This window comes from Aliivibrio kagoshimensis, from assembly GCF_050337105.1.
In the GTDB taxonomy this organism is placed as follows: domain Bacteria; phylum Pseudomonadota; class Gammaproteobacteria; order Enterobacterales; family Vibrionaceae; genus Aliivibrio_A; species Aliivibrio_A kagoshimensis.
On record NZ_JAKJSQ010000036.1, the window covers coordinates 21,035 to 42,732 of the forward strand.

General features: G+C 41.8%; 19 protein-coding genes. 9 read left to right on the top strand and 10 right to left on the bottom strand.

The window, feature by feature from the left end:
* The first annotated feature begins 12 nt into the window (after positions 1 to 12).
* A complete protein-coding gene (locus L4C32_RS12610) occupies positions 13 to 1,395 on the top strand; it encodes an aminotransferase-like domain-containing protein (RefSeq protein ID WP_428197232.1) in 1,383 nt (460 codons plus the stop codon).
* Here L4C32_RS12610 and L4C32_RS12615 read toward each other — a convergent pair.
* Together L4C32_RS12615 and L4C32_RS12620 are read right to left on the bottom strand one after the other, a co-directional pair.
* On the bottom strand, positions 1,379 to 4,699 hold the full coding sequence (locus L4C32_RS12615) for an OmpA family protein (RefSeq protein WP_428197233.1): 3,321 nt from the start codon (positions 4,697 to 4,699) through the stop codon (positions 1,379 to 1,381). The genes L4C32_RS12610 and L4C32_RS12615 overlap by 17 nt on opposite strands.
* A gap of 238 nt (positions 4,700 to 4,937) precedes the next feature.
* A complete protein-coding gene (locus L4C32_RS12620) occupies positions 4,938 to 5,918 on the bottom strand; it encodes a GlxA family transcriptional regulator (protein WP_428197234.1) in 981 nt (326 codons plus the stop codon).
* 165 nt (positions 5,919 to 6,083) lie between these two features.
* Here L4C32_RS12620 and L4C32_RS12625 point away from each other — a divergent pair, with 165 nt between their 5' ends.
* Positions 6,084 to 7,967, top strand: coding sequence for a beta-ketoacyl synthase (locus L4C32_RS12625; protein WP_428197235.1), 1,884 nt, complete (start codon positions 6,084 to 6,086; stop codon positions 7,965 to 7,967).
* A 60-nt stretch (positions 7,968 to 8,027) separates the two neighbouring features.
* Here the strand turns inward: L4C32_RS12625 and L4C32_RS12630 are convergent, their stop codons facing one another.
* Positions 8,028 to 8,345 carry a heavy metal-binding domain-containing protein gene (locus tag L4C32_RS12630; protein WP_428197236.1) on the bottom strand — a complete coding sequence of 106 codons (318 nt, stop codon included), beginning with the start codon at positions 8,343 to 8,345 and terminating at the stop codon, positions 8,028 to 8,030.
* Positions 8,346 to 8,389: 44 nt separating this feature from the next.
* On the bottom strand, positions 8,390 to 8,887 hold the full coding sequence (locus L4C32_RS12635) for a MarR family winged helix-turn-helix transcriptional regulator (protein WP_428197237.1): 498 nt from the start codon (positions 8,885 to 8,887) through the stop codon (positions 8,390 to 8,392).
* A 181-nt stretch (positions 8,888 to 9,068) separates the two neighbouring features.
* Between L4C32_RS12635 and L4C32_RS12640 the strand changes: the two genes are divergently transcribed.
* Both L4C32_RS12640 and L4C32_RS12645 read left to right on the top strand, forming a co-directional pair.
* On the top strand, positions 9,069 to 9,953 hold the full coding sequence (locus tag L4C32_RS12640; RefSeq protein ID WP_428197238.1) for an EamA family transporter: 885 nt from the start codon (positions 9,069 to 9,071) through the stop codon (positions 9,951 to 9,953).
* A 20-nt stretch (positions 9,954 to 9,973) separates the two neighbouring features.
* Positions 9,974 to 10,567: an NADPH-dependent FMN reductase gene (locus L4C32_RS12645; RefSeq protein ID WP_428197239.1), complete on the top strand. Its 594-nt coding sequence runs from the start codon at positions 9,974 to 9,976 to the stop codon at positions 10,565 to 10,567.
* 25 nt (positions 10,568 to 10,592) lie between these two features.
* Here L4C32_RS12645 and L4C32_RS12650 read toward each other — a convergent pair whose 3' ends face one another.
* Together L4C32_RS12650 and L4C32_RS12655 are read right to left on the bottom strand one after the other, a co-directional pair.
* A complete protein-coding gene (locus L4C32_RS12650) occupies positions 10,593 to 10,793 on the bottom strand; it encodes a hypothetical protein (RefSeq protein WP_428197240.1) in 201 nt (66 codons plus the stop codon).
* A 94-nt stretch (positions 10,794 to 10,887) separates the two neighbouring features.
* The gene (locus L4C32_RS12655; RefSeq protein ID WP_428197241.1) at positions 10,888 to 11,469 is read right to left on the bottom strand and encodes an NAD(P)H-dependent oxidoreductase; all 582 of its coding nucleotides are present in this window, start codon (positions 11,467 to 11,469) and stop codon (positions 10,888 to 10,890) included.
* Between the two features lie 88 nt (positions 11,470 to 11,557).
* On the opposite strand from L4C32_RS12655, the gene L4C32_RS12660 reads away from it, so the two are divergent.
* The 3 genes from L4C32_RS12660 to L4C32_RS12670 all read left to right on the top strand — a co-directional run bounded on the left by L4C32_RS12660 (position 11,558) and on the right by L4C32_RS12670 (position 16,518).
* Positions 11,558 to 14,026 (top strand): diguanylate cyclase, encoded by a 2,469-nt coding sequence (locus L4C32_RS12660; RefSeq protein WP_428197242.1) that lies wholly within the window; start codon positions 11,558 to 11,560, stop codon positions 14,024 to 14,026.
* Between the two features lie 102 nt (positions 14,027 to 14,128).
* Positions 14,129 to 15,043, top strand: coding sequence for a helix-turn-helix domain-containing protein (locus L4C32_RS12665; RefSeq protein WP_428197243.1), 915 nt, complete (start codon positions 14,129 to 14,131; stop codon positions 15,041 to 15,043).
* 62 nt (positions 15,044 to 15,105) lie between these two features.
* Entirely contained in the window at positions 15,106 to 16,518 is a 1,413-nt protein-coding gene (locus L4C32_RS12670; RefSeq protein WP_428197244.1) for an MATE family efflux transporter, read from the top strand.
* A 4-nt stretch (positions 16,519 to 16,522) separates the two neighbouring features.
* Here L4C32_RS12670 and L4C32_RS12675 read toward each other — a convergent pair whose 3' ends face one another.
* Genes L4C32_RS12675 through L4C32_RS12690 form a run of 4 tightly spaced genes read right to left on the bottom strand, consistent with a single transcriptional unit; the run spans position 16,523 to position 18,162 of the window.
* Positions 16,523 to 16,807, bottom strand: coding sequence for a heavy metal-binding domain-containing protein (locus L4C32_RS12675; protein WP_428197251.1), 285 nt, complete (start codon positions 16,805 to 16,807; stop codon positions 16,523 to 16,525).
* Positions 16,808 to 16,865: 58 nt separating this feature from the next.
* Positions 16,866 to 17,369, bottom strand: coding sequence for a hypothetical protein (locus tag L4C32_RS12680; protein WP_428197245.1), 504 nt, complete (start codon positions 17,367 to 17,369; stop codon positions 16,866 to 16,868).
* A gap of 29 nt (positions 17,370 to 17,398) precedes the next feature.
* Entirely contained in the window at positions 17,399 to 17,803 is a 405-nt protein-coding gene (locus tag L4C32_RS12685; RefSeq protein ID WP_428197246.1) for a DUF1801 domain-containing protein, read from the bottom strand.
* A gap of 5 nt (positions 17,804 to 17,808) precedes the next feature.
* Positions 17,809 to 18,162, bottom strand: coding sequence for a tRNA-binding protein (locus L4C32_RS12690; protein ID WP_428197247.1), 354 nt, complete (start codon positions 18,160 to 18,162; stop codon positions 17,809 to 17,811).
* 549 nt (positions 18,163 to 18,711) lie between these two features.
* On the opposite strand from L4C32_RS12690, the gene L4C32_RS12695 reads away from it, so the two are divergent.
* Positions 18,712 to 21,039 carry a sensor domain-containing diguanylate cyclase gene (locus L4C32_RS12695; RefSeq protein ID WP_428197248.1) on the top strand — a complete coding sequence of 776 codons (2,328 nt, stop codon included), beginning with the start codon at positions 18,712 to 18,714 and terminating at the stop codon, positions 21,037 to 21,039.
* Between the two features lie 71 nt (positions 21,040 to 21,110).
* Positions 21,111 to 21,698: flagellar brake domain-containing protein (locus tag L4C32_RS12700; RefSeq protein WP_428197249.1), on the top strand; the 588-nt coding region annotated here is incomplete at its 3' end.

Here is a 21,698-nt window from a genome sequence, read left to right on the forward strand (position 1 = left end):
AGTAGGTGGGTAATGGCGCGTTATAAAGTGTTAGCGGATAAGTTTGTTAGTGATATTCAAAGCGGAAAACTGATTCAAGGAAGCAAAATTCCCTCGCTAAGGCAGCTGGCTAAGCAGCATGCGGTTAGTGTGTCTACCGCGGTAAGTTGCTATCAAGAGTTAGAGTCTATGGGGTGGATCTCTGCCCGGCCGCAAGCGGGTTTTTATGTATCGACTCAGAACTTGTCACATCAGCGGCCTCAATGGAGTCAATTTACAAGCAGGGTCTCTCAACTAGCTCGTCCGCTTTATAATGCTCCAGTATATTCTGGTCCGTTGGGGGTATCCAAAGCCGCCTTAAATGAAGAGGTGTGTTCAGAGTTAGAGAAGTGCTTTCGTCGTTCAATGAAACGAATGGGAGACGCTGTGACTCGTTATCCTGCTTACCAAGGTGAACCCTTTCTGCTCAATGCCCTGTCTGAACATTTTACCAAGCAGGGTTTCCCAATTGCTTCAGACGACATGGTGATTACTCATGGCTGTATCTCTGCTGTTAAGTCAGCATTAGAGGTGTGCACCAAACCGGGAGATGCCGTAGCCATTAGCTCCCCTTGTTTTAATGGCTTGATTGAATTGTTATCACAAATGTCATTGAATATTGTCGAGATCCCGTCATTAAATGATGGAATAGACCTCGATCAACTGGAACATCATCTTCGTCAAGGGAGTATTCAAGCAGGCCTTTTTTGTACCAGTCACATGAACCCACAAGGGATCACGATGTCGGTGAAACAGAAACAGCGTCTGGCTCAATTGGCTTCACAATACCAAACACCCATCATTGAAGACGATGTCTACATTGAGCTTTCGCACAGTAATGATTTCCCACTACCCGCTAAGTATTATGATCGAGATGGTTATATTATCTGGTGCGGCTCTATCTCAAAGACCATTTCAGCAGGATATCGTTTGGGATGGTGTCTACCGGGCCGATACCAACAAGGTTATTTAGCACGCTTTGCCGCTGGCAGTTTTGGGGTGGCGACTGTCGTGCAGCTAGCCATTGCAGACTTTATTGATAGTGGTTTATATGGCAAATATCTACGCAAAAAACGCTTTGAACTGCTGGAGTATAAACGAGACTATCTCACTTTTCTTGATCGACATTTACCCAGAAATGTTCGGGTGAGTAGCCCTCTTGGTGGATTGGTATTGTGGCTACAAATACCGAATTTAAATGCTGCCGCTTTTGAAGCGGCAACAAAGAGCCAGCAACTCGATATTCGTCCTGGGGAGCTGTTTAGTTCACTGCCTCTGTATCAAGATTGTGTTCGAATTAATATCGGACACCCACTGAATGAAGAGAGTGAACGAGAAATGACAAAATTAGTCACTTTAATTAAAGCGTGTTGTTAGCCTCTAATTGAGTAATGACGATGACACGTCGATTCGCTTGTCGCCCCTCTTCTGAGTCATTGGAAGCGATAGGTTGACTCTCACCAAAACTCTCTACTTTGAATTCGATATAAGTGGAATCAAATGCATGACTTAGCAGTGCTTGCACTTCTTGGGCTCGTTGTTGAGATAAGAGATTATTATCCATTTTAGCGCCCACTGAATCAGTATGACCGGCAATGTAGATGGTTCCGTTGACTTGATGCGGTAGCTCTGCCACAAACTTCTGAATGTGGTCTTTCTGAGCTTCACTGAGTGTATATATGGCGTTATCAAAGTTAACAACGAGTGTCGTTGGTTTCAATGGGGTCACCGGTTTTTCAACTTTAACTGGAATCTGAACCTTCACTTTTTCGGCTTCAGTGATTGCCGTGGAGGTTGTGATGTTCATGACGTAACTCTCTACTGGTTCCATGGCTGATTGACCAAAGTAGTGATTCAGCGAAACGCCATAAAACTGAGCGTCGATGTCATAGACTTCAGCTCCAACCCTAAGCTGCCAAGTAGAGTTGATATCCCACTGTACCCCAGCTCCTGCGATAGTTTGAAAGGAGTGGTTTTGCTCGACTTCTTGATTGGAGTCTGTATCCAAAAAGCCAATACCGAGTTGGGCATAGAGATTCCAAGGGGCGGTATGCTCGAAGAAAATATGACCCAGTGAGAGATTCATACTATGATAAGGAACATCCAGTGTATGTGAGATCATTGGGTTGTGATTAGAAAGCTCAGCGCTACCCAGATTGACGTAATTCACCTCGGCGTACCACTGCGAGTCAAACTGATAACCTACTTGAAGCTTATAAGCGCTATCACTCTCTTTGGTTACATACCAAGAGGTCTCTTTTTTATCTGGATGAACATAAGATACTCCGAGCCCAATGCCTGCATACCAGCACCCGGGGAGTAGGTCTTCACTGTTATAGACTTCGCACGAGGCTTGGGTAGCGGGGCTAATTATCAAGGTGCATGAGATAGCGATCAACAGCAACTGTCGTGGGACACTGAAATTGGTACAACGTGACCATAATGTAGCGAATAGTGCTATCAAGCTGAATATATTCAACGAACCTGCCCCATTGACTCCTGTTTCTACTGTTGTTGCTGCCTGCAACCTGTCATTGATGCCATCATTATTAAAATCACCATTTTCCTGGCTATCAAGATAACCATCGTTGTCGGAGTCGATGTCTATGTGATCAGGCATACCATCACTGTCGGTATCAAAAGTGCCCTCGATTAGATCGGGTATTCCGTCGTTATCACTATCTGAGTCTAAGAAGTTGGGAATGCCATCTTCGTCAAAATCGTTGCCAATATTGATACGGATAACACTATTGGCAGATGAATGAATCCCATCGTTCACAAAAAACTCAAACTGATCGGTGCCAATATAGTCGGTGTTAGGGGTATAGGTTAGACGGTTTCCAACTAACGCAGAGAGAGTGCCAAAGCCAGGTAGGTTAGCAAGGGTGTAAGTTAACGGGTGGTTGTCACCATCATTGGCGAGTAATTCAATCTCGAAGGTGACGTTTTCAGGAGTATTTTTTGTCAGGTCATTGGCTGTTGGTCGTTGGTTCTCTAGGATCTTAACGGAAATTGCCTGTTGAGATGATTTACCGTCGCCATCAGTGACAATCACCACGATATTATAGGTGTTATCAGTGCCCTGGTCGGTTGGGTTTTGGTAGTCTGTCGTTGCTATAAACTGAAGAATATTGCCTGGTTCAATAGAGAAATCATCACTGTCCGCCCCACCTAAAGTGAAGGTATACGGAGCGGTTCCTGTATTGTCAACTAACTCAAAATCAGTGGCTTCATTGCCTCCTTCCATTACCTGTACGGACTTTGTATTGCCTCCAACCCATTCAGGTGTCCCTGTATGTTGAACTTCGGAAATCAAGGTGTAGCGCAAACTGTTGCCGTATACATAAGTATCGATGTAGGTGTTATTACCCATGCCGCTATTGGTGAAATCTCCCCAAGTATGCCTATGGGATCCCGTTGCAGCTAAAGAGGTGATGGTCGAAGGCGACAGCTTCGATTCAAAGCCTAATTGAGATTTGTCATCCCAATAGATGTGTGTACCTTCAAATGTATGCTCATTGGTCGCTTGCATGATGGTTAAGCCGTTATCAACGCCACCACCGCTGGTTTCTGCATCTCGTGCCACAAAATGATATTCACCGACTCGCAGTTCAACTTGAGAACCATACTCCCCTTGGGGTAGCGAGTTACCTGAAGAGTCCTTACCTGTCCAGAGCTGGGTCACTTCGACATTTTTTGTCATTGTTCCAATAAGTACCGTATCGTTATCGCCATAGATGCCGTCACTGTTGGTATCGACAATCACGGCGTAGGTACCGGTTACATTAGGGGTAAAAATAAATGCTCCCTTTTCACTAAGATCGGGATTAAAAAAATCAGCATCTTCTGACTCATTAGAGAATATCGGCTCTTTTCCCGGTTCAAAGTTGGGTATCTGAATCGGGGCGGGCTTAGGGTTCGCCGCTTTTGGGTATGAGAGGTAGACTGGGTATCGAGCGATGGGATCTGTTGTGCTGCCTTCAGAGATACTCATACCAGAATGGGGAGCATTCAGTCCGATGTGATTAGCTGAAATATCATAACCGTAACCAGAGAAGTCATTTAACATTAGCGCCCATACATAATGAGTATCTGTAAAACCGCCATCTGTAAGGACATAAAGAGTCGTTGAGGTTGCTTCTGATTGACTCGCACTATAGGTCCAGTTTTGCCAAGTGTATGAAAAGACCTGACCAGTACTTTCACTAGGTGTAATGAGATCCGTTGGGCCGTCTGTGGCTGATAGGTCCCAAAGTTTATGTCGAACTTCGTTATCATACGATACGCCGTTTTCATCAGAATCCATATTAATCATATAGACACCTGACTCGCCAGCAGGAACTTGATATTGAAGAGAGCTGGCTGCGAGAGTTCCTGTCATGGGGTCACTGCATGACATTGTAGGTAGAGCAGAGGTAAGGGTCACTTTTAGTTCATGAGCTTGAAATTTTCCTTCACCATTTACTACCGTATTATAAACGCCAATGGTGGTGGATTTATTGTTGACGTTGCAAATATTAAATTGAATCCACTTCCCTTCAGTGGCGTGTATAAATAGTGAAGTAGTGGGCTTTAGAGGTTGGGTACGTCCTGAAGGAGAGATACCCCATTGGAAAGATCCTTCAGCCCAAGTCACCATTGATGCCATCAAGCAAAAAATAGTGATGAATATCCTTTTCATACCACAACTCCATCAACTTTGAATATTTCACCCTCATAAAGTAAAAGGCTGTGAAATAAGCTGCATATTTCTAAATCATAAACAATACTATTATTCATGGGTTTAGGTATAGGTATTGATGGTAATTATGAGAACTGAACGTGGATATTAAGTTGTTGATATATTTGTCATTTAATGTATTTTTAATGATGTTAATGCGGGGTTTACCTGCATCTGAGTTTAATAAAGAGATACTCCGCTAGTCAACATTGTAAATCTTTGCTTTTACCATGTTTCGATACTGACTTGGTGTGAGCGAAAATTGTTGTAAAAATCGAGTAGAAAAGTGGTAAGCGTCTTTGTAACCGACCTGCTCTGCCACATCTTGAATTGATAAGCTGAAATCTCGAATCAGTTGTTGTGCAATCTCCATGCGAATTTTTTGCAAATGTTGGTGTGGGGATTGCCCAACTTGTTCTTTGAATTTTCGGTTGAAGGTACGTAAGGGAAGCCCACTCGCTTGGGCTATTTGTTGCACGGTGATGGTTTGCGCCACGTTTCGCTTCATCCAATCTTGAGCAAACGCAATTGACTCATCGAACTGCACTTCACCACCAATTTGGTAGAAAGGCTGGTGGCTAGTTTTCGAGATTTCGTGGCCATAATGAGTTTCAATGGTATTGGCAATCTTTTGACCAAAACGCTCCATGATGAAGTAGAGAATCATCTCGGATTGGGAGTTGATACTGGCGCTACAAAATAGGCCGTTTGCCGCGGTAATGGATGCTTGTCGATTGAGTTTGACGTTAGGGTAACGGGCGGAAAATTTGTCATAAAAGTACCAATGAGTAGTGGCCACTTGGTGATCAAGCAGCCCAGTCTCTGCCAGCCAAGCAACACCGGTTCCCGTGGCAACCAATTGCGCCCCTTTTTGGTACTGTTTGACCAACCAAGGAACAATTTCAGGGATCTGGCCAATCGATGAGAAGGGGTTCCCCCACATGGGTGGCAGTACAATAATGTCGAACTCGGTTTCATCTTCAAAAGTGATGTCAGGTTGCAAACGAATCCCAGCTGTCAACGATGGAGATTGCAGGGTTGGCGCGACCAGCTTTATCTCAAAAGGGTCTCGTCGTTGAGTGCTACGATCGCGCAGACTTGCCGCACTGTTGAGCATTTCAGCTGCTAACGATACCCCAGTTATTAAGGCTCGGTGGTAGAGAACAAACCCCACTTTCATGCATGACTCCTATTATTTATGGTACGCCTGAGTGATACGAATAGACCTATTTCATATGATATCGATAAAGTGGCACAAATATAAGTTATTTTGGCGCACTTGTAAGAGGATTAACCCATTTATCTTGCTATTCTAGACACATAGCAATATTGATTTGGAGTCAAAATGACAAAGTTACCATTAATTGTAGGACTCGGTGGCATGAATGCCGCTGGTCGTAGTTCAGGTTTTCACAGTTATAAGCGTATGGTAGCCGATGTGCTCTCTGATGATGAGATGAGCAGTACTTGGCAAGATTTAGCCCATCGAATGGGACTGATTCAACACGATGAGAAAGTCAGTGTTGAGATCATTGAAGCGATTAAAGCGGGAACATTAGTCCGCCGAATAGACTCTTTTGATCCTGATAATATCCTTTATCAATATAAAGCTACGTTGAGTAGTACTCCTCAAGAAACAGCAGAATCAACAACCAGTTCTGATCAGTTGAGCTTTACATTACGAAAATCAAAACTGCCTAATAAAATCCCAGATAATTGGAAGGTTGAGCTCATTGGTAGCAAAGCACACATCACAGTGCATGGCTCGATCGATGCTTTATTAGAAGATCGTGTGACGTTTCCTGTCTCAAGTGGCGGTAATATCCCTGCTGGATTTGATCCTGGTACGCTGTACAACTCGCGCTTTCACCCTCGTGGCCTGAAATTAACCGTTTATGGTGCTTCAGATGCGTTAAATTCAATGGGTGTTGAGTGGCAAGAAGTACTCAAACACATCAGCCCAGATGAAGTCTCGGTTTACGCTGGGTCGGCATTGGCACAAATTGATGATCAATCATTATCGGGTATGGTTGCAGCACCGCTGACTGGTGGTCGTGTGAGTACCAAGATGATGGCGTTGTCACTTGCTGAGATGCCCGCCGATTTTGTTAACGGCTATGTAGTGAATAGCATTGGCACAACGGGTACCAATATGGGCGCGTGTGCCTCTTTCCTTTATAACTTACGTCAAGGCATGCACGACATTCAACACGGAAAGTCAAAAGTCGTGATTGTCGGCAGTGCTGAGGCACCTGTGGTGTCAGAGGTGATGGAAGGTTTCCGAGTAATGGGTGCTTTGGCTGAAGATGAACAACTAAAAGCGTTAGATAATAGTGATGTGGTTGATAATCGCCGAGCGTGCCGTCCTTTCTCAGATAACGCAGGTTTTACCATGGCTGAATCGTCTCAGTTTGCGGTATTAATGGATGATGAATTAGCGCTAAAACTCGGTGCGAATATCCTTGGTTCAGTGGCCGATGTTTTTGTGAACGCGGATGCAAATAAAAAATCGATTTCAGCGCCGGGTGTCGGTAACTACGTCACTGTTGCTAAAGCGGCCGCACTATCGAAAGCCATTTTAGGTGAAAAGGGCTTACAGCAGACTTTTGTACAAGCACATGGTACAGGTACACCTCAGAACCGTGTTACTGAAAGCCACATCTTAAATGAAGTTGCTAAGACGTTTGAGATTGATAATTGGTCTGTAACCGCTATTAAATCTTACGTAGGCCACTCTATGAGTGCCGCTGCCGGTGATCAGCTAGCTGCTTCTTTAGGCGTTTGGAAATACGGTTGGATCCCAGGGATTAAAACCATTGAGTACGTTGCTGAAGATGTACATCAAACGCACTTGAATATTTTGACTGATCACTATTTTGCAGGCCATTGCGGTGAAAATTACAAAGCGGTAATTTTAAATGCCAAAGGGTTTGGTGGTAACAATGCAACGGCTTTAGTTCTTTCACCTACGCAAACGCTAAGCATGCTGGTTAAAAAATATGGTGATGATCGCATCTCGGCTTATCAGCAAAGAAACCTTACTGTTAAGAGTAATAGCGAACAATCAGATCAACGTGCATGTACTGGCAGTGAAACCATTCGCTACCAGTTTGGAGAGAGTGTGATGGACGAAAGATCAGTTACCCTCACTCAAAATGATGTGACGCTGTCTGAGTTTGAGCAGAGCATTCCATTGATCCAAAAGAACCCTTATAGCGAATATTGCTAAGGTGTTATGAGTCTATATGGTAAAAGGGAAGAGCTGAAGCTCTTCCCTTTTTAATACTCACTAGTTTTGTAACTTCACCGCGGTTCCAAAAGCCATTATTTCGGAGGACCCATCCATGATAGCGCTAGTGGTAAATCGGATCCCTACCACGGCATCGGCACCGAGTTCTCTGGCTTGAGATACCAGACGCTCAATGGCAACATTTCGAGCCTCTGTAAGCATTTCTGTGTACCCTTTAAGCTCTCCGCCTACTATCCCTTTTAAACCAGCCATAATGTCACGGCCAATATGCTTTGATTGAACGACATTACCGGTGACTACGCCCAATATCTCTGTTACTTCTCGGTTTGGAACCGTCTCAGTGGTAGTAAAAATCATAGAACCTCCATATTACTCAACGAATCATTGAGTTAGATATATTTTTATTCTTCATGCTCGGATAACAGAACTTTTTTTAGTAGTAGGCTGAGCTGTTGTTGCTCTTTGTGGCTAAGTACAGTCAACATATTATCCATATTAGCAACATGCTCATTCACAGCTGTGTCAATGAGCTCAATCCCTTTCTCGGTAAGCGTTACTTTACAACTTCTTCTATCTTCTTCACTAGCGACTCTTTGCACAAACCCACGTTTTACTAGCTGTTCAATGCGTGTGCTTACTGCTCCAGAAGAGAGCATTAGAGCGTGATAGAGCTCGGTCGGAGTTACGGCAGCATTAGTTCTACGCAGGGTGGCCAATATATCGAACTCCACAATACTCATGCCATGCTCTTTAAAAACCACTTCTAATTTAGATGTCCATATATTGCTTGTCCGGCGTAAGCGTGCAACAACCCCCATGGTAGAGCTGTCCAACTCGGGCCTCGCAGCAGCCCACTGAGCTAAAATATGATCAACACTGTCTCTATTATTTATTGCCATCGGTTTGCCCTGATTGATTCTTTTCAAAAAGATACTTGATTAAAAACTAAGTATACAATGTTTTCTGAAAAGTATCATTTTAAAAAGATACTTGACTAAAAGTTGCTTTCCCCTTAATCTTTAAAAACTGTCTTTTTGAAAAGACAAATTAGTCAGCTAATCATTAAGGAACGGGCTAAATATGAATCGGATTCAACAGATGAAAACCCTAGGTGTGACTGCAATTGCTCCCATAATATGGGGCAGCACTTATATTGTGACAACAGAGGCGCTTCCTCCTGAAAGCCCACTTATCGCTTCAACCATTCGTGCGTTACCGGCTGGGATATTGCTGGTTTTGATCAGTAGAGCGAGCTTATCTGGGATGTGGTGGTTACGGATGGCGGCGCTTGGTTTTTTAAATATCGGGCTTTTTTTCTATTGTTTGTTTTATGCCGCTACTTACCTTCCTGGTGGGATGGCATCAATGGTGATGTCTAGTCAGCCTGTTGTTGTCATGATCATGAGCTGGTATCTATTAAATACTGAGTTCTCTTCGAAACAGTTGCTTGCTAGTGTATTCGGCATATGTGGTGTTGGATTGTTAGTGCTGAACAGTGCCGCAGAGCTTAATATTGAAGGAGTATTTATTGCTATTTTAGGCACTTTAAGTATGGCTTCAGGTGTTGTGCTTACAAAAAAATGGGGTCGCCCAACGAATATGACTATGCTTGGATTTACCGGTTGGCAGCTGCTGTTTGGTGGGATTATTTTATTTCCTGTTTCACTCTGGTTAGAGGGAGTGCCTTCACAGCTTACCTCAATTAACTACTTAGGTTATGGCTACTTAAGTATTGTAGGAGCAATGTTGGGTTATTATTTATGGTTTCGTGGTATCGAAAAGCTTCCACCTGTAACCGTTTCATTTCTCGGGTTTTTAAGCAGTGTCTCAGCGTGTGTACTTGGCTATTTTATCCTTAATCAAACCATGACTTGGCCACAACTTCTGGGTGCACTCTCAATTTTATTATCTATTGTGTTGGCAGCTCCTAGTCTGCCAGCACAAGCTAAACCACTTCAAATATAACAAACGAAAAGGGATTTATTATGAATATAACGATTGTTTCTGGAAGCCAAAGAGCGAGCTCTCAAAGTGTAAAGGTGGCGAATTATCTGCAAACTTTAACTGCACCTCACTTTGATAACGTAGATATACTCGATTTACACCAATTGGCCCTTCCTATGTGGAATGAAGGAGTATGGCAAGGTACCGATGAGTGGAAGCTGTGGGATCCTATTGCCAAAATGCTGAAAGAGTCTGACGCTTTTGTTTTTATTACTCCTGAGTGGCACGGCATGGCTACCCCCGCGTTGAAAAACTTTTTGATGCTGACTACCGATAATGAGTTGGCGCATAAGCCTGCACTGTTGGTCAGTGTTTCATCGAGTATTAATGGGGTGTACCCAATCAGTGAATTACGAATGACGGGAAACAAGAACAATCACGTCTGTTTCTTGCCTGATCATCTGATTTTCAGAAACTGCGAAAGTAGTTTAACTTCAGACAATGAATGTAGTGATCAACCAATGCAGGAGCGCAGTGAATATACTATACAATTACTCGCGTCGTACGCCAATGCGCTTGCTCCTGTGCACCGTGATATGGTGAATGCTGGTAAACCATTTCGCTACGGGATGTAGTGAGAGAGTGTGACGATTCTTTGTGTTATTGGGTTTCATCACTGATATCGTCAATCACTTTTTTGGTGTTTGAACTGACGGATTTGGCCACGTCTCGACTGGCGTGGCCGATGGAAGTGGTTACATCTTTGGTCTTGTGTCCGATTGCTTTACCGGTTGCTTTTAACTCGGCACAGGCGGGTAAAAGTAGTAGGATAATGATTGGTAAAGCGAGACTGTTTTTCATGATGAACCTTGAAACTATTCCATTCTGTTTACCATACCGATGAAGTTTGGTGCTGATCAAATGTCTGATCTGATTTTGCGCAGCTTATCTTAAATTAAAAGGTAGATTCAATTTTATGCACGAACTTTTCGATTTTTGAGGGGGTAAGCTCCTCACTCTTATACAGAGATAGCATTTTGAATTTGCAGTTGGATGCACAGGCGCCTAATAAAGCAAGTTTTAATACTTTTTTCACCGGACATCTTAAAACAAAAGTATCTACCCACCATGGGGATCCTAAAGTAGTGACAACTTTCATCTCCTTCAAATTACTTAAACACTGCTTTATTGGACCATAGTCAGAAGCATGTTCATAAGCATGCCCCGGTGCCCATACACGATCAAACCGCCCCTTTAAAATAGCGGGAAAACTGAACCACCACGTCGGAAAGATCAATACTAATGACTCTACTTGCTTAAGCTGTTCGATATCTTCGCTCATTTGACTTATATCTAACTGCTCGTCGTAGTAACTTCCCCTCTCGGCTTGGCTTAATACGGGGTTGAATTGCTCAGCATAGAGATCCTTTACTGTTACCTGATAGCCTTTATTTACTAAATGCCGAATGGTTTTGCCAGCTAAATACTTACAAAGACTATTTTCTAATGGATGTGCGATAACAACTAAACAATTCACGATAGTTCCTTATCAGTCCCTTTATTATCAGTATTGTCAATAGGTGACCTATACTTGTTAATTCAGCATGTGAGTGGAGTTGTGTTTAATGAAACCTTTCTTAGTACTGCTCTTATGCCTGTTCATGCCATTCAAACTCTTAGCGACGGAAATTGCCCTGTTTGTCCCGAATCTGGATACTCCGTTTTGGCATTTAGAAATAAAGTTTGCACAGGCGGCGGCGGATGACCTTGGCGTAACGTTACAGGTTTTTAATGCTGAGAATCAATCCCAACGTATGGTACAACAGGTGCTTGATGCTTGTGAGCAAGGTGTCGATGGTATTTTGTTTATGAACTATGAGCAAAATGGTGAAAGTATTCTCGCGATCACTGAGCGTTATGATATCCCTAGTATCTTGTATAACACGGGTTTTATGACCAACGATCTACTTCCACGCACAAAATACAAATCTTGGATTGGCGCGATTCTTCCGGATGATAAGAGACTGGGTGCTTTGTTGGCAGAGCAGCTGCTTCAAAGAGCCTATGATAACAATATTGAACAGATAAATTTATTCGTGGTGAATGGCAACTTGAAAGAGGTTTCGACTCAACAGCGCAATCAAGGCCTATATCAATTTATTAATTATGATCCCAAAGTAAGGGTGGTTGCTGAAACTGATGCTGGAAAGGGGTGGAGTCGTAGTGAATCAAAGCGTCTATTTATTGAAAAATATCAACAGCATCCGAGTATTAATGTGGTTTGGGCTGCTTCAGACAATATAGCTTTAGGCATTCGAGACGCAATGACGGAGCTAGCATTACCCATGGACAGTATTATTGTTGGTGGAATTGATTGGTTACCAGACGCACTCGATATTGTGGAGAGCATAGATAGTCATATCACGATTGGAGGGCATTTTACCGAGGCTGCGTGGGGGATCATCCTGCTAAAAGACTATTTAAGTAATAACGACTTTGTCAATGAATCGACTCAGTTTCATTCTCAAATGCACTCAATAAACCATCAAAACATACAAATGTTCCAACTTTTTATGGAAGATAATTGGGCTCGAATTGACTTTAAGACACTGTCAAAGGTGCACGACGGCAGCAAACTCTATAATTTCAGTATCATTAATCTGCTCGATTCTTATTATCAAAGCAGTAAAGTGCTTCAACTGACGGAGAATGAGATCAATTGGTTGCATAATCATAAGAGCATTAAATTGGCTATCGATATTGATTGGCCCCCTTTTGAATACGTTAATGAGAATAGGGTATATCAAGGTATTGCTGCAGATTACATCAAGTTGATAGAAGAGCGTCTTGGTATAGAGATGGTACCTACTACCGAGATGACGTGGCCAGAGGTGATAGAGGCGAGTAAGCGGCGTGAATTGGATCTCTACCCTGCCCTAGCGATCACTTCCGAACGAAAAAAATATTTGAATTTCACTCGACCTTATCTTAGATTTCCGATGATGATAATCACCAATCAAGAGATCCCTTTTATTGGAGATATTGACGTTTTAAATGGCCAAGAGGTAGCGGTCATCAAAGGTTATGCGTCGCAAGAGATGATACAGACTACTCATCCAAACATTGTACAGGTTGAAATGGAGAATGTGACAGCGGCATTAGAAGCAGTCTCTTCTGGCAGGGTGATGGCGTATATAGGAAATATTGCCACGGTGAATTATGTGATACAACGGGAGGGTTTTACTAATTTAAAAGTATCAGGTGTTACTCCCTATCGATTCGATCTCAGTATGGCGGTGCGCAGCGACTGGCCAATTTTGCAGACTATTTTGCAAAAGGCACTAGATTCACTTTCTGAAGGAGAGAAGAGAACGATTTATTCTCGTTGGGTTACTCTACAATATGAGCACGGTTTCGATTACAGTTTAGTCTGGAAAGTGATTGTGATTTCACTGCTAGTGCTTGTCATATTGAGTTATTGGACTAATAAACTGTCAAACTTGAACAATACATTGAGTTTTGAAGTGGCTGAAAGAAAGCGAATAGAATTGCAATTACGACAAGAGAAGAAAAAAAATGAGAAACTGGCCATTACCGACCCATTAACAGGGCTGTTTAACCGTCGTCATTACATCCATGTGCTGCCTGCAGAGATGAACCGGATACATCGCAATAATGAGTGGCTGAGCTTTGTTATGATCGATTTGGATTGTTTCAAACAGTATAACGATAACTATGGCCACCATAATGGTGACCATGTATTGGTTCTCGTTTCAAGTGCATTACAAAGTCTTTGTCATCGCTCGTCAGATTACTGTTTCCGACTAGGCGGTGAAGAGTTTGGTGTCATATTCTCAGGGTTAGACCCAAATGAAGCCATCGCTTTTACGGAAAAATTCAGAATTACGATTGAAGAGTTACAGATAGAGCATCAATTTAATAGCTCAAAACCGGTAGTGACGGCTTCTTTTGGACTTGTAATATCCAACACTTCAAAACATACAATGGAACAACTCTATGAGTCAGCCGATAATGCGCTCTATCGTGCGAAAGAGGCGGGACGCAACGCTATTGAGTCAGTGGTATTGGATTAGTTTTCTTCTATCGAAACGGTTGGCTATGCGTTGTTATGTCTTGCTTTCTTCCATTAATCGCATAATGATAACTGGCATTAATGTATTACTAGGTAAGTATTGATGCCACTTCGTAACCAACAACGTGTTCAAACTGCTATCGATTATGTTACAGGTCATTTGTCAGAATCATTAACCGTTGCTGAAGTTGCCAGTAAAGTACATCTGTCTGAGTTTCATTTTCATCGTATTTTTAAAAAATTGACCAATGAACCCTTTAACCAATTTGTGCGTAGAAAACGACTGGAAAAAGCATTCCACTGTTTAATTAGAGTAAACCCACCCTCAATGAGTGAAGTGAGCGAAGCTTGCGGATTTTCATCATCGGCTAATTTTTCAAAGGCCTTTCGAGCTTACTTTGGTTTTTCGGCATCGAATCACCGCAAAGGTACAAAAGGGGTAGATAGCAAGAATGGAAAACTTTTTAGCAAGTATGGAAAAGAAATTTCCCCATCGCTTTTATACAATGGCTCCCTCTCAGAGTTACAAATAAATGAAATAACAGACAAAATACAGCGCATTGATGTGGTGAACGTTGAGGAATCTCATTACTGTTGCATTGCCAGTAAGCAAGGGTATGCGTTAGCAGGTATTAAAGAGGCATGGAGTGAGATGCATCATTGGTTAGCACATCACGATATTGCCATTGAAGAGGGGAAGTCTGTTGCGTTCTGTTGGGACAATAAGTGGCTAGCCCCTGAAGAGGTTTGCCGCTATGAGTCCGGTTACCAACTTGATGATATTAGTTGGGTACATAAAGCGGGCATAGCGACACGAACTCGACCAGCGGGCCGGTATCTGTTGATTGAGTTCTTAGGAACTAGCAGTGATAACGAACAGTTCTACCTCTGGTTATTAAGTGAATATCTACCAAATGCCAACATAGTACCTGTACATCGTTATGTTTTTGAACGTTATTTAGAGATTAATTGCGAGTTGAACATCTTTCATTTTGAAATCATGATAAAGGTGAACTAACGTGGTGGATTTATTCATTTATGGAGACTTCTGAGAGGATCTCATTTTTAAAGGACTTCAATATGAATACCGAAAGTACCGTACAAGAGAGTGCCAGTGTAACACTTGAATCGATAAGAAAACCTGCAGAGCATTCAAGTTCAGAGCCACTGCTGACACAACCCATCACTAAGCAATTTATGCTGTTAGCACTGCCGATCATTATTTCGCTGATGATCAACGGACTATACAGCTTTATTGACGCCATCTTTATCACTCGTGGTGTTGGTATTGAAGCGATGGCCGCGGTGTCAGCGGTATTTCCTATCCATATGTTGATAATTAGTATCAGTGGATTACTTGGTACGGGTATGGCGTCGATCATCTCGAGAAAGCTTGGCAGTGGGGACCGAGAGGGGGCGAGCCAAGTTTTTTCTAATAGTATGTTATTTGCGATCACTGTTGGTCTGATTTGCAGTGTCGTTATGTTCTTTTCTCGTCACTCACTTTTTGATTTATTAGCACTGCCTAGCAATTTACTCGGCAATGCAAATAGCTATCTCTTACCGATTTTATCCATTACAGCATTTAGTTTTGCTTCCGGTACATTAAGTGAATGTTTTAGAGCATCGGGAAAAGCAAAAGATATGATGAAAGTGATGTTGTTTGGATCCCTTGCAAATATCTTGTTTGATGCACTGTTTATTTTTGGCTTTAAGTGGGGAGTTGCAGGCGCTGCTTGGGCAACGGTAGTCGCAATGATGCTGTCGCTTACGTTAGCGATACGTCTACAACTTAGTGGTTCAGACAGAGTCAAATTGCAGTGGAGATATCTTCGTTATAATTGGCAGACACACAAGCAGGTGCTGGCATTGGGTTTGCCAACGTTTTTATCCCATGGTGGATTCGCGTTTACACTCGCACTTACTATCTATGCCATTACACTCTATAGCGGCAGTGACGCCAGTATGATGATAAGCGCACACGGCTTGCTGATGAGAAGCTTTATGCTGCTGTTTTTACCTCTATTAGGAATGGTGATCGCTCTACAGACCTTATCGGGTTTTAATTATGGTGCAGGAAAAATTGCTCGGGTAAAACAGTCTCTGATAACGGCAATTGCCTTTGGTACCATCTGGACAAGTATCGTGACGCTAATTCTGGTCTATAAACCGCAATGGCTATTAACCCTGTTTACCGATGACATCCAGCTCATTGCGGTGGCCAGTGACATCTCGTCGATTGCGTTTTTAGGATTTGTCTGTGCGGCTAGTAGCATGATGTGCAGTGGGGTGTTTCAAGCGATGGGTAAGGCGTTACCGGCCATGTTGCTAGACTCTACTCGTACCTATATTTTATTGCTGCCTGTGTTGCTGAATCTACCAAAGTGGCTAGGTGTAGAAGGGATTTGGCTGTCGTTCCCTATTGCTGATTATAGTGGAGCTCTGTTAGCCGTTACTTTTACAACGTGGTATTTTCATAAAAGAGTTAACTAGAAGGCTAGTGCTCTGATGATCCATCCATTATCGCACTGGTGGTAAATCGAATGCCAACAACGGCGTCTGCGCCAAGCTCACTGGCTTGAGTGACAAGACGTTCAATGGCCACGTTTCGAGCTTCGGTCAGCATCTCGGTGTAGCCTTTTAGTTCGCCGCCAACAATGCCCTTTAAACCTGCCATAATGTCACGACCTATATGTTTTGATTGCACAACATTACCAGTGACGACACCTAATATATCTGCAATTTCACGATTTGGAACGGTTTCTGTGGTAGTAAAAATCATCATATTTCCTTAAAAGAGTAACCATTTAATTGAGCGAAAATTATAAAAAATGAGGTCACTACATGTTTCTTGAATCATACGCCCAATGGAGCAGTGCTTGTCGCTGTTTGCGACGGCAATGGTGATCGAATGGCTCGCAATACTTCTTGATGGCTCCAGCATGTCGGCGAAACGCTCTCCACCTTTTTATTTGACGGTTATCTTCGACCTCATTTCTACGACCCATGTAGTAGCGGCAATACCATTGAAACCAACCCCGTGGATCATCGGTATGGATCCAGCCTTTCTTCTGCCACTCACTGAGCGGTTGTGAAGCATCAACGCAGAAGTAGTTAAGAGTAATATCTTTGTGTTCAGGGCTTAATTTAGCATGGATGAACCATTCCGCAGGAAACTCATCTTGGCAGTCGGTTAGATACTTCCCTCCAAAAACACCCAGTGCTAGCATTTGTGCTGGTGTGAGCTCTGGAGCAAAGTCGGGTGAAAAATGGGTCCCCATCGGTTCGGTTAAAAAATAGAAATAGTCTGACTGCATCTTGTCATTAACACAAACTTTCTTCATTTTTTCTCCCCACCACTTTGGATGACTCTCTATGCGCCCAATAATGGCAGATGTTTGATGGTTTTATAGTTCATCGCTAGGGTCAAACACTGCCTAATGGTTTCGGTTGGAAGCGGCTCATGGATACTCAGCACTATTGCTCTATTACCTTGAAACTGAAGCGTATCTGAGTAGAGTTCCCGGAATGTATCGATCAGTTTGGTATTACAATTAAAGAAGAGGTAATAGTGATCGGGTGTTTTCGCTTTCCAATCCAAGCGAACGGCGCTCCCGGTTTTGACCAAATAACTAGGCTCATTCCATTTCAGGCTCTCTTCAATATTGCCTAATCCTTGCTCTTGGGCAATAGTTATTATTAAGTTTCTAATCAGTAATAGAGGTGCTTTTGCCTGTTCGGGGTAACGGTCAAATATTTGTTTATAATCCATTTTCATTTTAATTAACCCGCCCGACTGCCATTGGGAATGGGGTTTTCCGGCATGGCTAAACAAGGCGTGATTTTATCTTCATAACCAATATCAAATAGCATACCTTGCGATAACTCTCCTGCCATCTTTCGTTCTGGTAAGTTCACAACAAATAACGCTTGTTTCCCTTCTATCTCTTGTGGGTTGTCGCGTTCTTGCTTTATACCAGAAAGGATTGAACGCGTATGGTCACCAAAATCAACGGTTAGTTTCATCAACTTGTTCGATTTCGCCACCTCCGTTACTGATAAAATAGTGCCTACTCGAATATCTAATTTAGCAAAATCATCAAAGGCAATAAGGTCTTTAATAGGTGCAGGGGTCATAGCGCTTTCCATTTATGTAGTGAGAGGGTTAACAGTAACAAGATTTGTATACCTTGACCAACGGAATGCTGATTTCTGACTGAATAGTCATTAGAGTTGATATTATATTCCAAGATATGCATATTGTAAGGAGTTGATACTATTAGTGTTGATGCATATTATTTATCATAAGGTTTATTTTTAATGCAACATATTAAAATATTATTAATGAATATATAGGTTTATATTTCCATCATGTAACTGGTTTTCCTTTTAATTGGTAATTATTTTATAGGTAAAACAGTTATTTATGTGTTTTCATTTTGTTCTGTGTTGGTTTGAGTAGAGCAGTAATAATTAATTCAATCATTAACTTCATACTAAAGTAGAGAGGTAAAATAGTCAGTTGGATATAATATTAAATGGTTCATTAATGTATTAAGTTAATGGTATTTTATGCAGGCATGTACGAGATGTATATTTCTTTAATGTTCCTAATTTGATGAATAATAAATTCTATATTGTAGCCATCATGGTTATACGAGTGCTCAAAAGGTAAGATTTTTGCATATGAAGAAAAATGAAAGCGAGATCATCGATTCAAAACCAAGTTTGATTGAACAAAAACATTGTGAGTATGATTTCACTCAACACCTCTCTTCCGAGATTCGTCCTTTAGAGCATAGCGAGCTCTTTAAGCAAGAATTGATTTACGCCTTGGATAACAACCATATTATCCCTTTTTACCAGCCAATAATTAGAAATGAGCGATTAGGTAAAAAGTGCTCCCTTGAAGCTCTTGCAAGGTGGGTACATCCTGAACATGGCATTATTGCTCCTTTTCATTTTATTGGCTTACTCAATGCAATGAATTTAATGTCGAGATTTGGTTACTTTTTTATTGAACAAGTCTGCCATGATTATCAGCGTTTTATTGAAGCTGGCGTTAATGTGAGCTCCATTGCAATCAATGTTTCACCACAACAACTGATAGAACCTGGCTTTGTCGATAGAGTAAAGTCGATACTCACCACCTATAATATTGCCGCAAGTAACATTGAGCTTGAGATTGTTGAAGAGATGATTTCGGATGAAAGTGGACTTATTTTTTCGCAACTTGAAGCGCTTAATGCTTATGGTATGAAAATATCAATTGATGACTTTGGTACAGGGTATTCCTCGCTTTCGCGGCTGAAAGATCTTCCCGTGAGTAAGTTAAAAATTGATAAATCGTTTGTTGATGGTATTCCTTCAAATGAGAGTTTTGTCTGCATCACTCAAGCTATCATTGGTCTAGCGAAGGGGTTGAATCTTGAGATTGTAGCGGAAGGTGTGGAGTCCTCACTACAAGCGAAGTGGCTACTCGATCATGGTTGTGACAATCTTCAAGGTTACTTAATTTCAAAACCGATCAATTTTGAAGAGACTAAGCGTTTTCTTTCAAGCCCAATTATTTTACCTTCTGCCAATACCTCACACTATGAGATTTCTTTTCATGACAACACTGTGGATGTTAAGGCTTTTGGCTGCTGGGAAGAGAGAATTACCGACCATTTCTTTCTTGAAGTTCGCTCGATTATTGAAAAAGAAAAACCCTCTTCATGGGTGTTTTTGATTGATGCGACACAGATGGATATTGGCACTATTGCTTTTCAACAATCAGTCAAAAAATGGATAGATATCCTCATTTTAAAGAACCTGATTGCCACTCTGTTTGTGGTTAAAGAGTATGATTTATTGCAGTACCAACTTGAGATGATGAATGTAGAAAAAGAGAATTATAAAAGACGGTTTTTCACCAATAAGAACGATGCAATTCAATGGTTAGATAGTAATCGTCATACTCATAAAATTCTCAGTTCAGAATCGGTAATTCGAGAGATTTATCGTATAAGTAATGACTATGAAAAAGGCTTTGATAGCCAAATATCTCAATTAATTACTATGGGATTAAAACGGTTTAATTTAAACACGGCTATCCTCTCTAAGATAGAAGGCGATCGTTACACTGTTATTAGCAGTGTGACCCCATCAGACGTGGATATTTCAATTGGGGATGAGTTTGCATTAAGCGATACCTGCTGTGATGTGACATATCAACAAAAAAAGCCACTAGCCATTGAGCACATTGCTAAGAGTGAAAATCTCAGTAGTCATGCCAGTTATCAACACTTAGGTGTTGAGGCATACGTTGGGATTCCGATATTGTGCAACGGGAAGCCGTATGGAACGCTGAGCTTCTCGAGTCAAGAGCCGCATTTTTTTCCGTTCAGTGAGTTAGACATTGACATTCTTGAGTTGATGGCATCTTGGATAGGGTCTGAGCTATCAAGAAGAGCACAAGAGACTGAGCTAAAAGAGTTAAATATTAAGCTGCAGTACCAATCCTTCCACGACAGTTTGACTGAGTTGCCCAATCATCGTGGGATGAAACAGCTTGTGTTGAATGATCTACACAGAATCAATAGGTTTGGTGGGCAAGGTAGCTTGATCATTATCGATATTGACCATTTTAAATATGTGAATGATCACTTTGGTCACAAAATGGGTGATGACGTCTTAGTGGCCGTGGCTCAATGCATTAAAAGTTCTATTCGGCATTATGACTTTGCTGCTCGAATTGGTGGTGAAGAGTTCATACTATGGTTACCGGAAACTCGTAAAGGTATCGAGCAGTTGGTGATAGATAGATTGGTAGAGGCTCTCTCACATATCAACTTGATTGATAGAGAGATTACGGTCTCTTTTGGGGTTTGTTATTTTAATTGCGATCAGAGCGCGAACAGTGATGTGGAAAAAACGCTTAATGAGCTCTTACAGAAGGCGGATAACGCGCTGTACCAATCTAAATGCAATGGTAGAGATTGCATTACCTATTCTCACCACTCAATAGTCTAACTTTATTGTGAAATTGCATAATAGGGTCAATAATTATTGTTCTAATGAAATTTCTACGTTGAGATAAAAGCATGGAAGCAAGTGAAAGCATTGATGTTGATAAAGTAAATAGAGAAAAAATCACTACTGGCCCCTCGGGTCTTAATATGATCTTTAAAAGCACCCTAGTGCATATTTCTATTACCACGCCGCTAGGTGAAAGATTGAAATGTAATACTCTGTTTATTGGTTCTGACTCTCAAAGTTACCTACTATTAAAGTTCCCAGCAATCAGCCTTGAATCGCAAGAACACTTTTTGCAGGAAGGGTTTAAACTGACCGTAAAAGCCATATCCGGTCAAGGTGAAGGGTCCATTATTTTATTTCGCACGCTCATTCAGCATGTGATTCTTCAACCCATACCAATTTTAATTGTTGCAATGCCCTCAACCATGAAATTGCATCAACTGAGGCGTGAACCTCGATTTGAAGTGGATATGAAGGGGATTATTCATATCGATGACCGAGAGGTGCAGGTTAAACTGCGAGATCTCTCTAACAATGGCTGTAGTTTTATGGTCGAAGATAGTGAAAACAACCTCCACAAGGATAAGTACATCATTTTAGATGTGATTAGCCGTCATTCAACCAAAGTGGTTAGTGTACTAAATGGTAATATT